9 protein-coding genes and 1 tRNA gene are annotated in these 12,636 nt (G+C 57.3%); 5 read left to right on the top strand and 5 right to left on the bottom strand.

The window, feature by feature from the left end; all coding sequences use genetic code 11:
* Window positions 1–936, bottom strand: coding sequence for a hypothetical protein (locus tag ACGY09_RS18725; protein WP_397568935.1), 936 nt, complete (start codon window positions 934–936; stop codon window positions 1–3).
* 231 nt (window positions 937–1,167) lie between these two features.
* Window positions 1,168–3,261: an ATP-dependent helicase gene (locus ACGY09_RS18720; protein ID WP_397568934.1), complete on the bottom strand. Its 2,094-nt coding sequence runs from the start codon at window positions 3,259–3,261 to the stop codon at window positions 1,168–1,170.
* Between the two features lie 1,090 nt (window positions 3,262–4,351).
* Between ACGY09_RS18720 and ACGY09_RS18715 the strand changes: the two genes are divergently transcribed.
* Entirely contained in the window at window positions 4,352–6,577 is a 2,226-nt protein-coding gene (locus ACGY09_RS18715) for an RND family transporter (RefSeq protein ID WP_397568933.1), read from the top strand.
* A gap of 376 nt (window positions 6,578–6,953) precedes the next feature.
* On the opposite strand, the gene ACGY09_RS18710 is transcribed toward ACGY09_RS18715, so the two are convergent.
* A complete protein-coding gene (locus tag ACGY09_RS18710) occupies window positions 6,954–7,139 on the bottom strand; it encodes a hypothetical protein (RefSeq protein ID WP_373653449.1) in 186 nt (61 codons plus the stop codon).
* 224 nt (window positions 7,140–7,363) lie between these two features.
* Here ACGY09_RS18710 and ACGY09_RS18705 point away from each other — a divergent pair, with 224 nt between their 5' ends.
* Complete coding sequence (locus ACGY09_RS18705; protein ID WP_373653450.1) at window positions 7,364–8,014, top strand: hypothetical protein; 651 nt, start codon at window positions 7,364–7,366, stop codon at window positions 8,012–8,014.
* A 506-nt stretch (window positions 8,015–8,520) separates the two neighbouring features.
* On the opposite strand, the gene ACGY09_RS18700 is transcribed toward ACGY09_RS18705, so the two are convergent.
* Complete coding sequence (locus tag ACGY09_RS18700) at window positions 8,521–9,366, bottom strand: tetratricopeptide repeat protein (protein WP_397568932.1); 846 nt, start codon at window positions 9,364–9,366, stop codon at window positions 8,521–8,523.
* Window positions 9,367–9,901: 535 nt separating this feature from the next.
* Window positions 9,902–9,975, bottom strand: a tRNA-Arg gene (locus tag ACGY09_RS18695).
* A 217-nt stretch (window positions 9,976–10,192) separates the two neighbouring features.
* Here ACGY09_RS18695 and tpx point away from each other — a divergent pair.
* The 3 genes from tpx to ACGY09_RS18680 all read left to right on the top strand — a co-directional run bounded on the left by tpx (window position 10,193) and on the right by ACGY09_RS18680 (window position 12,626).
* Complete coding sequence (tpx, locus tag ACGY09_RS18690; RefSeq protein WP_373653452.1) at window positions 10,193–10,705, top strand: thiol peroxidase; 513 nt, start codon at window positions 10,193–10,195, stop codon at window positions 10,703–10,705.
* Between the two features lie 266 nt (window positions 10,706–10,971).
* Window positions 10,972–11,631: a hypothetical protein gene (locus tag ACGY09_RS18685; protein ID WP_397568931.1), complete on the top strand. Its 660-nt coding sequence runs from the start codon at window positions 10,972–10,974 to the stop codon at window positions 11,629–11,631.
* A gap of 59 nt (window positions 11,632–11,690) precedes the next feature.
* Window positions 11,691–12,626 carry an SGNH/GDSL hydrolase family protein gene (locus tag ACGY09_RS18680; RefSeq protein WP_397568930.1) on the top strand — a complete coding sequence of 312 codons (936 nt, stop codon included), beginning with the start codon at window positions 11,691–11,693 and terminating at the stop codon, window positions 12,624–12,626.
* The last annotated feature ends 10 nt before the right edge of the window (window positions 12,627–12,636 follow it).

The following is a 12,636-nucleotide window of genomic DNA, read 5'->3' as shown; positions in this document are numbered from 1 at the left end:
CTACGGACGCGGACCGAGTTCCGGAAAGAAACTTCCTCCAGCATGTTGTGCAGCGACATCTCCCAGCAAGTCGCGCCACATCCGGTACGGGTCGCCGAACACGTCCTGCCCCAACTCAAGATCCGCGATCGAGGCGGCGAGTTGTCTGATCCCATCCGGGATTGTAAACGCATTCTCGAGGTACAGCAGGCGAACCCCCACAGCCTCGCGCCCCATCACCTCCATGCCCGCTGCAATCTCGATGCTGTCGCGCCGCGCAAAACCGACACCACACACGCCGATCAGACAGCGGTCCCATTCCTGTCGAGTGCTTTCTTCCGCAAAACGGCGCAGTCCCGTGACAACCGATTCGTAGACCGCTTCGCCGACGGCGGTGACGACCTGATCAAGATCAGGCTTAACCCGGTTCATGGCGGTCGAAAAAATGTCGGCACTCACCGGCTGACCTGCGACCCAGCCTTCGGCCAGTCCCCGCAGCGTCTGCATCACGGCCGATGCCGCAGGAACGATGGCTGCAGGAAGTGTTTGAGGGATCATCATCTCGGCCCCCTTGACTGACTGGGCCAGGAGTGCGGCATCCGACTCGGCCGACTTCCGATCACGCGAGCGAACCAGCCGGGCCGCCGTCGCCTGGGCTGCAATGACGGCGTGCATCAAACCTTTGACATCACGAAGCCACGCAGGAGGTGCATACGAACGTACGGGAACACCAAACTCCACGCGCCAGATCTCACCCGTCCCGATCAAGGTGAGCCCAGCCAGGGGCGTGGAGGGCATGAGCTCGTCTCGATTTTTGCGATAGAGATCGCGAAATGTCATATTCAGGCGATCTGCGGGAGTAGCTGGCTCCTGGGCTCCTCCGGGTGCGCCGTTCGCTGCTTCAGGATCCAGCGCCGCCGCGGCCGCAACGACACCACCTGCATTGAGTACGAACATTCGACGATCCATCTGGGACATCATGAGGCCACTCCGCAAAAGGAACGAATTCGATCTGCGGAGTGTAACCCTCCGGTGTTTCACGAGTGAACCACTCTGCAGGATTTATCTGGGCGAAACCGCCTGTCTGCTCTCGGCCTGCCAGGTTCTCCTCCCGTGAAGAACAAGCTCTGGTCTAGAAGACTCAAGCTAGCCTGGGGGGAAGTGGACCGAGCGGACCACGGGTGCCATTCAATGAGCGTCTGAGCTGGACGAGTCTTCACCGAGCTTCCGCAGCATCTCTTTCAGGAATCGCGAGGGCTTGGTGTTGTAACGCTTGCCCCACTTCATACGTGTCTGGGCATAGCTGATCGTCAGCAAATCCTTCGCCCGCGTGATACCGACATAGGCGAGTCGCCGTTCCTCTTCGATGGCCGAAGGATTGTTTTCCAGCTCATCCGTGATTGACCTCTTGTGAGGCAACAGCCCCTCTTCGAGCCCCACCAGATAGACATGAGGAAACTCCAGTCCCTTGGCACTGTGCAGCGTCATCAGTTTGACGGACGTCTGCTCCATCGAGTCGTCTTCGCCAAAGTTGCGGTCGTTGCCGTTCAATGAGGACTGTTCAAGGAAATCGGAAAGTCCAGGATTTGGCGTACGTTCCTGGTACTCCTGAAGGGCAGAAATACATTCGTCGAGCACCGCGGATCGAGCCAACTGCTGGTCGGCCGCCGAATACTGCTTCTGGATTTCCCCTTCGTAATCGATATCGTGAATCAGCGAGCGTAGCGTCTCAGCGAGATTGGCACCTGGGGCTTCGAAGCGCTGCTGATAGTCGGCCAGCATTCGACGGAAGTTATCGATCGCCGTCGCGGTCTTGGGCGAAATCTCTTTTTCCGCGACCGCGTCTGGAATGACCTGCCAGATTTTTCGTCCGCACTTCACAGCGCGTGCCAGCACACGCTCGATCGATGTTTCGCCAATGCCCCGGCTGGGTGTGTTGATGATTCGCAGTAGTGACGTCTCGTCCGCAGGATTCGACAGCAGCTTGAGGTAGGCCATGATGTCCCGGACCTCTTTCCGGTCGAAGAACGACTGGCCGCCGATCAACTGATAAGGGACGCGCACGCGTCGCAGTTCCGATTCAAACAAACGTGGCTGTTCGTTCGTCCGGAACAGGATGGCGATATCTTGCGGTGGAACCTTCAGATGGTTCACCAGATAGCTGATGTCCCGCACGACACCTTCGGCTTCGGTCTGTTCGTCGGCGTAGGGCTTAATCAGGGGAGTGGGCCCCTCCTTGTGTGCAACCAGCGTCTTGTCGTGGCGGCCCTGGTTGTGTTTCACCAGTTGATTGGCCAGTCGAATGATTTCGCTCGTGCAGCGGTAGTTGTCCTGCAAACGGACGATTTTTGCCCCGGGGAACTGATTCTGAAAGTTGAGGATGTGTTTGACCTCGGCACCGCGCCAGCCGTAGATCGATTGGTCATCATCCCCCACCACGCAGATATTGCGGTGCGGCTTCACCAGTGCCGACACGATTTGAAACTGCATTTCATTCGTGTCCTGGTATTCGTCAATTTGAACCTGTTCGAACTTTGCCTGCTGGCGCTGCAGGACCTCGGGAAACTGCTCAAACAACTGCGAAGTCAGCAGCAACAGATCGTCGAAATCGACCGCACCGGAGGCACGCAGGCTGAGCTGATAACGCCGATAAGCCGACGCGGCGAGGAACCCTCGATCGTCATCGGAGTACTCGGTCGCCAGTTCGGGCAGCACCCCTACCATCTTCCACCGGCTGATCTGGGCCAGCAGATCCGCAGGCCGCAGCGCGGTTTCTGCGACCTTGATGTCCCGCAGCGCCCGGCGCGCAGCAGACTCCTGATCACCACGATCGTAAATCACGAACTTACTGGGATAGCCGAGGGCTTCGATCTCTTCGCGCAGGATTCGCACGCAAAGAGAGTGAAACGTCGAGATCACCGGTCGACTGCTCGGCCGCCGTCCCATGAAATGGGACATACGCTCGGCCATTTCCTTCGCCGCTTTATTCGTAAAGGTCACTGACAGGATCCGGCTGGCCTCGACCCCGTTGCGAATCAGCTCGGCCATGCGGAAGGTAATCACGCGGGTCTTACCCGTTCCAGCCCCCGCCAGTACCAGCAGCGGGCCACTCAAAGTCACCGCCGCATCCAGTTGCGACGCATTCAACTCCTTCAGAGTGGCCCCTGTGTACAGCTGTCGACTTTGCGCAGGGGGACTGCTCGGCTTGGGCGGTGACGAGAAATTCCCCGGTTTCGGAGCTGCGGTACTGAGAAAAGGCGAATACGGTAACTGCGAAGACACAGCCCATCCTTGAAAGAAAATTCAGACGAATCCAGCGACATGGCCGGGCCCCTGCCTCGGTCCGCCGAGCGGTCCATGCGACACGCGGCGTCACCGGCAGAACGCGTCAGAGTACATCTATCCCGTACTGACTGTCCAGCACATCGTTTCACATCCTGTTTCGTCCTTCCGGTCGATGCAGCTTTTCTCAATCGCGCTGAATGAGCGAGTTCCCTCTGAAGTCGCAATGCCACTTCCAGGGCAGCAGCGGACCAGCCAGCATTTTCCTCGATTTCAAGGAAACTCCCTGACGAATTTGCCGTACACCCCTTCACCTCCCGCCCTTGAACAGCCTGAATCTCAATTCAGAAAGAGAGAAAAATCCTCGGGTTGCCGAGCTCGGAACCGCGGGAAGAGCCGGATGTCCGGGATGACGGAAGCTACCGCTTATTTCATGATCACTGATCGATCAGAGTCTCGCTCCAGCCAGTCAGCGAAAACCCGGCCAGCGAACCCAGGCACTGGTACGCAGGGATGCAACCTCAGCGGCCGCCCCCTGCCCTGATCCACGTGTTCTGCATTCCGTGTTCTGCTGTAGACCGGGACCGAACGGGCTCTTCTTTTGTCGATCGAACAGTCCTCTTCAGGCCCACGAGCCTGACGCCTGTTCTGTTGATCGAACTGAAATCCACCTCAGATCAAGAGACGCACGGTCGGGCAATACGGGAGTCCCGGACGGGCTCTTCAACAATCTTGGGCCTGTCGGCAAAGTTTACCCGAGAGGGGCTTTCGTCGCGGATCGGCGGTCCTTCTGAATTCGTGCGCATGAAACGATCAAACCAGGACCTGAAACCGTCGAGAAATTGTAATGAGAATTGTAAACGGTGCACAAAACGGAACATCGCCACCGTGCTGCCAGAGGCTGATCTGGTCATTACCCCTGTGACGCCCAGATCAAAAAATACGCGTGCTGCGAATTGCGAGTCATCGCAATCGCTCCCGGAAATTGTCAAGGATTCGACACCTGAACCATCATTGGAAGATTACCTCGCTTTCCGGCCTATACGACAAACGCTGCTCGTTGCTTAGCCAGAAAGAGACGTCGCACTAGATGATATCCCAATTCTATCGACGATACAGCGTCACAATCCTTTGGCTGGTAGGATTGAGCTTTCCGTGGCTGTGGTACCAGGCCGAACAGATGCCGGCCAACAACGACATCGAAACCTGGCTTCCGCGCGAAACGCCAGTCCGCTTGCTCTATGAAGAGTTCAAGCAGGATTTCGGTGCGGAAGAGGTTCTGGTCATCGGCATCCCGCAAGAGCTGGTGACATCCAAGCTCGTGGAAGCATTCGCCAGCCGTATGGAACGGCTCGAGGGAATCCGCCACTGCTGGACACCCGACCGGATGACGGCGCGGATGCAGGAATTCGGCGTCGATGAAAAAGACGCACGCGAACGCCTGGACGGCCTTCTCACGTCCAAATCAGGCGAGCTGATCGGCATTGTCGCTCAATTGACTGACTGGGGGATCAAGAACCGGGCCCAGGTCGTTGAAGACACCAAAGAGACACTCACCTACTGTCAACTTCCCCTCGAATCGGTGGCTCTGACAGGTGCCCCCGTGATCGTGACGGAACTTGATCGACTCGGCAGTCAGAAGACCAGTCGTCAGTTCTTTTTGCTCACCATCGGTATCAGCCTCGGCCTGCTGTACTACTCGTTTGGCCACTGGGGATTGTCGCTCGCGGTGCTGGGAACAGCGCTGTGGGGGATCTTCCTGAACCAGACCATCATGTGCTTCATGGGCGGCGAGATGAATTTCATCATGGGCTCGCTGTCCGTGATGGTCATGATCTTCACCTTGTCGATCTCGGTTCACGTTGTCAGCTACTACGATTCCGCCCATAAAGAGGGCCATCCCGAGCCGCTGACCGCCGCGATCGTCGAATCATTCAATCCCTGTATGCTGTCGACGCTCACGACCCTGATGGGCCTGATCTCGCTCAACGTCAGCACCATCCTTCCGGTCAGCCAGTTCGGCTACGCAGCCGCCTGCGGCGCGGTTGTCGCGCTGATCGTGGGGCTGGGGATCACCCCGGCACTGCTGACGGTCATGCCCCATTGCATGGTCCGCTCCGTGCGGTACCGAATCAATTTCCGCTGGTGGGGTTCACAAGTGGCCGCCCATCGCGGACTCGCCCTCGGCGGAGCTGCCGTACTGCTTGGCATCACGTTTCTGGGCATCCTCAAGTTGGAACCCAGCATCAATCCGACGGAGTTTTTACCTCGTAACAGCAAGATATTGTCTGACCTCCACCGTATCCAATCCGACTTGACCAACGTCGATTCGATCGAAGCTGTTGTTGACCTGGGAGGCGAAAAGCTCGCCTTCATGGACCAGCTCCAGAAGATTCGTACAATTGAAGCCAAGATTGCCGCCCACCCCGGTGTCCGGCATACGCTGTCACTGGCGACGTTCTTCCCCGAAGAAATGCCAGACAGCACCATGGCGGCCGCGCGAATTCTGGGTCACGCCAAGTCGTACTCTGGCGAAGAGGGCTTTGTCGCCGCCCGCCAGAGACTCTGGAGAATCTCAGCCCGAATTCGCCATGACTCGGGCCTCAATCCGGTCGAAGTCCTGAATCAATTGACCGAGCAACTCGCCGACGAGCCGCTCCATTTCACAGGACTGACCCCGCTGCTCAAGAATGCTCAGCAGGAAATTTTCGACGGGTTCTGGGAAAGCTTTACCGCCGCCTGTCTCACCATTTCGATCGTGATGATTCTTTCCTTGCGTTCTGTGGTCGCCGGCATCGTCGCCATGATTCCGAATATTATTCCGATCTGGCTGGTGTTCGGGAGCGTCGGTTTCCTGGGAATGCCCGTGGATATCGGCATGATGATGACCGGCAGTATCGCGTTGGGAATCTCTGTCGACTGCACCTTCCACTTCCTCGTGAAATACCAGGCAGCATACCGGAATGGAGCCAGCTCAAAAGAAGCCGTGCTGCAATCGCTTGAGCACTCCGGCGAACCGATGCTGGATTCCACCTTGATCTCGGCACTGGGTATGCTGGCCCTCTGTTTCAGCAGCTTCGCACCAACGGCCCGATTCGGCTGTCTGATGGCCTCGCAGATGCTGGCTTCCCTCTTGGGCGAACTCGTCATTCTGCCTGCGATGCTGTGCTGTCGCCCCGGCCTGCGACGGCAAACCGCTCCCGAAGCGGCAAATGAACCTGTCACCGCCAGCAAGCTGGAATCGGTTCCGCAGATTCACCCGTTTCCTGCAGAACTGCCTGCCCCATCTCGCCGAGCCCGAGCGGTGGCACGCTAATCCCCTTCGACGCTGTCACGACTCCGTTCCCTCTCCTCGCGATGACCGAGTGAGGGAACAGAGTCGTCAGGTGTGCTCAGGTCCCTCGCCCCTCTCTTCACGGGCGAGTCGAACCAGGCGCTGACCGAACGAGTCGCCGTCGAGGTTTCCTCCCGACCGACGCGCAATCGGGCTCAACGTTCTCCGGACCGTTCCTCGCGCCGAATCCTGACGGAGGTAACGACGCCCTCTCTCACAGTCAGTGGCCTGCAGCGCGTCAAAGTTCAGGCCGGCTTGCTGGTCACTTGAACGGCTCAGCGGTGCGCTGACTAACACATTCGTCTGCTTGCATGCGTCGAATCGTCACCCTCTTAATGAGCGGCCCATGGCCTTACGCTCAAAAACAAGACACCACTCGCCGGCACGCCGCCTGCCCCATCTCCAGTCCCACGAAGAGGATATGGCGTCCAGAGAACGGACGGATCAAAACTGTCGCCGACTTGCGCAGCTCTTTAAGCGACTCACTTCGCATCTGCTGATCGCTTAATTTTTCAATATGATTGTCGCTGGAAGCGACAAACATATTGGACACCCGTCCTTTTTGTCAGAGAATCAATGTTGAGCAAACCGAAGTTCAGGAATTTTCCCCTTTCGATTCGCTTCATTTTTTATAACCTCACGCATAAAACCAAAAAGTAGGTGACAAAGGCGCACGCCTGACCAGTTTCCTCTAAAATCTCACAGACATCGCGACAGGAGCTCAGTCACGACGTCTCAATTCACACTTATCCTCAGGCTTCGATTCCGATGACCCCGGTCGCCAGCTTTTCGTCCCTCCCAGTCCTTAATGAACTCGTCACCAAGGTGAGGTGGCGTCCCGAGATCGGAGATCCGGACCTCTTGAGCTGGACCATCACCATCAGCCATCTGGTCGCAGGATTAATCTGCCTGAGAATCGGCTTTCAGCGTTTCCAAGGGACGCCCCTTAAGGGCCAGTCTGCTTTGCAGTGGGTTTGGCTGATGCTGGGCTTCAGTCTGATCTTTTTTGGATTGAACAAACAACTGGATCTACAAATACTTCTGACAGAGGTCGGACGCATTCTCGCCAGAGATGCGGGCTTCTTCGAGAAGCGAAAAACCATTCAGGCGATCTTCGTTGCCGTGTTTGCCACAGCCTCGACGATCTTCGTGTTTGGACAACTGTACTTCACGCGACATCGCCTGCATGAGTTCGGATTCGCGCTGCTGGGGATGATGTGCCTCGTCGCGTTCGCCATTATTCGTGCCGCCACGTTCTACCATCTGGAAAGATATGTGAACCGTCTGCCATTTAACGGCTCCTATTTGAACGCGGCGCTCGAACTGGGTGGCTCGCTTCTTGTCTCGCTCGGCGCTGTCCTCGCCCTGCGTCGCACCGCCAACGGGTCGAACGCCCCCTCTACTGCCACCGCGCGCTAAACACGCCTCATTTGCGGCGGAAATCATGCTGACGGGCTCTCGTTCTTTGGCTCGACAGGCATTTCCACTCCCGTTCCGCGTGGCATGAGCTATTCCGAACGGAACTAAAACGAGGGTACATGCGGGCTGCAGACAGTATCGTCAGGTTCCATTTGATGCCTTCCGTCGGTTCAGCAGGCCGCCTCAGACAGCAATTCCGTTTGGACAGCAATCGTCAAGACACGGCACCTGGAATTACTTCCTGCAGTAAGCCACTTCACTGATAGATTTGCTCACCGCGAAAGTCGTAGCAAAAAATTCAATTTCCGCTTCAGTCGCGACCATTCAGAACAAAGAAGGGTGGCGCATCGAAAACCCGGCCGGCGTTACTGCGGAAAAGGATAACACCGACCGGGTCTCATTGGGGTTTCCCCCGCAGATGATGCTGCTGCAGTCCGCGGCCAAAGCAGCGCGCGACTCGAAAGCCCACCGTCATCGGTGACCGCAGAACAGAGAGACGTATTCGGTCAACCGACAGAAAGCACTTCCGCGCGGCAGGCGGCCTGCGCCTCGGCCAGGAACTCGCTGACCAGGAGATAGGGAGCGATGGCGGTTGGGGGGATGGAGTCAGCGGGCAGGTTATCCATTCGCACCCGACAGGCATGCGCTCGCACAGGATCGACGCCAGCCTCGTAGAGAAAGGCGAGTCGCTCTAAACAGCACCGGCACTCGATCTGGTCCAGTTGCGACGCAGACAAATGACGAACCCAGTCCAGCGCCCGGGAAAGATCGCCCGTCTCGGCGACGATCTTCGCAAGCCCCAGTCGATAGATCGCCTTTTCGGGTGCCAGCGAGATTGCCCGTTTCATGACCGACATCACCAGCGATGCCGTCGCACCGCTTCGAGCCAGATAGTAGCCAAATTCATAGACAGATTGGGCATGGTCGGACTGCATCGCGACCACGCGACGGGCGACTTCCAGGGCCCGAGGCGATTCGTTCAGCGAATCCAGCCGCGAAGCACAATAACGAAGTATATCCGCAGGGACTTCCGGACCGTTGGCGACAGACGCATAAATATCGCGTGCATCACGGTACAAGCCCGACTGCAGGTAGCAATCCGCGAGAGCACACCAGGTTGACGGGCGAAGCGGTACAAAGAGCATCGCTCGCTCCAGCCGACGACGCCCGGCAAAATAGTTCTGGGCTGCGCGTTCGAACAGGCCCGCCACCTCACACAGCCTGCCGTTCTCGGTATCAGCAGCCCAAGCCTCTCCCGCCAGACGGGCCGCTTCGCCCCACTGACGAGCCCTCGCCAGTGCGATCAACTGCTCCAGCAATCCAATTCCAATCTTCGCCGTCTCAGCTTTCATGGTACATTTCCCACGCTTGATTTGAGGCACTTGCGAGAAAACTGACGAATGCTGACCGGCGGTCAGCATGGTTTGAGGTGAGGGCTGGCTCGCATCGGTCAAAGCTGGCTGGCATAATCTGAGACTGAGTCTCAGTGTCAATATATTAACCTTCGAGCCACCGATTGCAAGCGGAAAATGCGATTCGCCCCTGACCAGCGATGGCAGACCCCCATCAGACAGTAACTGCGGCGTGAGTCAGGACAAGAACCTCACAGACTGCCTGACCGAGCCGAACAGCTCACAGCAAGAACCACCCCTCGCCCGGTGCTATGCGCAAAGGAATCCCTGATGGAAGCAGCCTGGACCTGCATAGATCTGCAGGAGAGAGAGACTCAAGGTCGGTAAGAGATGACCTGATCGAAGGGGGGGGGATGAGAGCACCCCACCTGTCAAACAACTGTTGGCTCGCGCGGGCGAACAGCAGTCCCGCTGATCAACACCACAACGCGACGAAGCTCACAATACACCCCGATACTTCATCGGACGTAAAAAATGTTCCCGGCTGGAGTCGAACCAGCAACCTTCGGCTTCGGAGGCCGACGCTCTATCCAATTGAGCTACGGAAACTTGCAGGATTTGCCCGCATCAAGCGCGAGCGGCGGGTGGCATGAGCCACTGAAGACGGCCGCCCCCTCGCATCTGCGATCCCCAGATTATGCGGCTTTCGCGATTGAAAACAAGCGCTCCGGGGAAATCGGAGGTTTGCTTGTATCTACAGGGTGAACTGCAATACTGCACGCGCCGTTATTGAACACCCCTTTCCCGTTGAAACAAGGACAGAGACATGAAGCGAATCGGTGCGACGAAGCTCAAAGGAAATCCCGTCGACCTCAAGGGGCGCGCGCTCGTCGTGGGGGACCAGGCTCCCGATTTCTGCCTGCAGGACAACACGCTGGCCAACGTCACTCTCGCATCCAGTGCCGGCAAGACACGAATCATTGCCACGATTCCCTCGCTCGACACCCCTGTCTGCCACCTCGAAACCAAGCGGTTCAACGAAGAAGCCAAGAAACTCACAAACACGGAAGTGCTGGTGGTTTCAATGGATCTTCCGTTCGGTGCAAAACGCTGGTGTGGCGCGGAAGGGATCGACACGGTCAAAACACTGAGCGCTCACCGCTGCACAGAGTTCGGCAGTGACTACGGCGTACTGATTTCCGGCGGCCCACTGGATCGCTGCTTCGCTCGAGCAATTTTCGTGATCAATTCCGCAGACAAAATTGCCTACGTCGAATACGTCAGCGAAATCTCCGAGCACCCCAACTACGAAGCAGCGCTCGCCGCAGCCAAAGGCTGATCCGACAGGCTTCAGTACCGCGCCCCCCTCGCCGCAGCGCCCGCTCAGGGTGCTATCAAGCGAGACAAGGAGGAATCCGCCGAAGCAAAAACGACTCCCGAAGATTTGGCTCTGTCCGATGTGATGAAGTCCCGCTGAATCCGTATTTGCGCAGAGACAGACTTCGGGTAAGTTTTCGCCCAGAATCACTGGAGTGGCTCTGCAGCGGGTGGAACCCGCCTGCAGCCATTCCGGAGCATAATGCAGAAATCACGAAAGGATTTGCGATGCACCTGCGTTTTCTGGGGATGTCGACGTTATCCGTCCTGGCAGTCGTTTCAACCGTGGTTGTGTTGAGTGCTGCGGACGCCCCAAAAGGAAAATCGAAAGAGGCGAAGGACACCAAGGCAGCTAAACCTGCCAAGACTCAGGCTCAAGCTCAGACACAGGCTCAGGAAGATCCGGGCATCATCAAGTTTTCAACCGCCCCAGCCGCGGTCCAGAAAACCTTCAAGGAAGAGGCCAAAGGGGCCAATATGGAATTGCTCGGCACCGCCGCTAATGATCAGGGAGCTTTCTACAAAGCGACATTGATCTTCGGTGCGGCCAGCTATGAAGTTGCCGTCGCTGAATCCGGCCTGTTGCTGGAAAAAATTCTGCAAGTCACCACCACCGAAGTGAGCCTGGATGACTGCCCCGCCCCGGTGAAGAAAACCCTGGGTGAAGAAGCCAAGGGCGCAAAAGTCGAAGGGGTTGAAAAGCTCTCCGAAGGAAAACGCGACCATTATGTATTTGATGTCGCCTCCTCCAAAAATGCTTACCAGATCGTTATCATGGACGACGGCACCTTGATTTCGAAAGTTGTCGACCTTTCAGGTAGCGATCCGGTCCCTGCACCGGCTGAAGCAAAGGCCAAATCGAAAGAGACCGGTACCCGAAAGAACTAATTGTGTCGATTCCGGCACAATTTCGACTGCAAGTGGTACTTTAGTCTTAAGGAAGTGGCATGCTGAAGCGTCTCGGTTGGATTGGCCTGGTCGTCGCACTGTTTGCGAACCTGGCAAGTGTCACAGAAGCCGGTTCGATCTCAAGTATTATTGCCTTCGGCGATAGTCTGACCGACACCGGAAACGTCTTCCTCGCCTCTGGCGGCACTGTTCCAGCATCACCTCCGTATGCTGCGGGACGCTTCTCAAACGCTGCGATCTGGATCGACTGGCTTTCCAGTTCCAGGGGGCTGGGTGTGCTTACCCCCAGCCTCGCAGGGGGCACCAACTACGCAGTGGGAGGGGCCGAATCGGGATCAGGATTCAATCCACCCTTCATCCCCAACCTGTTGTCACAGGTTGGAGGATACCTCTCCAGCGCAGGGGGGACTGCGGATCCCAACGCTGTTTATGTCATCTGGTCAGGCAGCAATGATTACATTAACGGCGAGACGAACCCGAACGTCCCCGCCTCCAACATCGCTTCGGCCGTCTCTGCACTGGCCTCCGCCGGGGCAACTCGATTTATCGTGCCCAACATCGTACCAATCGGGAGTACGCCGCGCGCCCTGGCGACCCTGACGGGGCTGGAACAAGCACAGCTTAACGCATTAGTAGCCCAGACGAATCTGCTACTGAAAGATGCGCTCGACGCATTGGCGCTGGCGAATCAAATTCAGATCCATCAGCCTGACATTCATGGTTTGTTCCTCGATGCTCAGGCAAATCCGGCTGCCTACGGCTTTACCAACACGACCTCAGCAGCTCTTGCCGACGGTGTCCTGGATGCAAAAGGATATCTTTTCTGGGACGATCTCCACCCCACCGGTGCCGCACACGCGCTGATTGCGTCCGCTTCATTCGCGGTCCCAGAACCGTCAACCGGCGCGTTGAGCGTTCTGGCCGTGACCTGCATTGGCTGTTACTACCGCAGCCGACGCAGCCAGGCAGCATAAGCCTTAGATC

This window comes from Schlesneria sphaerica (genome assembly GCF_044336245.1).
Lineage (GTDB): Bacteria > Planctomycetota > Planctomycetia > Planctomycetales > Planctomycetaceae > Schlesneria > Schlesneria sphaerica.
The sequence above is the reverse complement of the archived record's forward strand: the minus strand, read 5'-3'. Positions and strand labels throughout refer to the sequence as shown.

Excerpts from the sequence above, each read along its gene's own strand:
- ACGY09_RS18725 (WP_397568935.1), bottom strand. The coding sequence starts at position 936 with ATGTTCGTACTCAATGCAGGTGGTGTCGTTGCGGCCGCGGCGGCGCTG.
- ACGY09_RS18715 (WP_397568933.1), top strand. The coding sequence starts at position 4,352 with ATGATATCCCAATTCTATCGACGATACAGCGTCACAATCCTTTGGCTG.
- ACGY09_RS18710 (WP_373653449.1), bottom strand. The coding sequence starts at position 7,139 with ATGTTTGTCGCTTCCAGCGACAATCATATTGAAAAATTAAGCGATCAG.
- ACGY09_RS18705 (WP_373653450.1), top strand. The coding sequence starts at position 7,364 with ATGACCCCGGTCGCCAGCTTTTCGTCCCTCCCAGTCCTTAATGAACTC.
- ACGY09_RS18700 (WP_397568932.1), bottom strand. The coding sequence starts at position 9,366 with ATGAAAGCTGAGACGGCGAAGATTGGAATTGGATTGCTGGAGCAGTTG.
- tpx (WP_373653452.1), top strand. The coding sequence starts at position 10,193 with ATGAAGCGAATCGGTGCGACGAAGCTCAAAGGAAATCCCGTCGACCTC.
- ACGY09_RS18685 (WP_397568931.1), top strand. The coding sequence starts at position 10,972 with ATGCACCTGCGTTTTCTGGGGATGTCGACGTTATCCGTCCTGGCAGTC.
- ACGY09_RS18680 (WP_397568930.1), top strand. The coding sequence starts at position 11,691 with ATGCTGAAGCGTCTCGGTTGGATTGGCCTGGTCGTCGCACTGTTTGCG.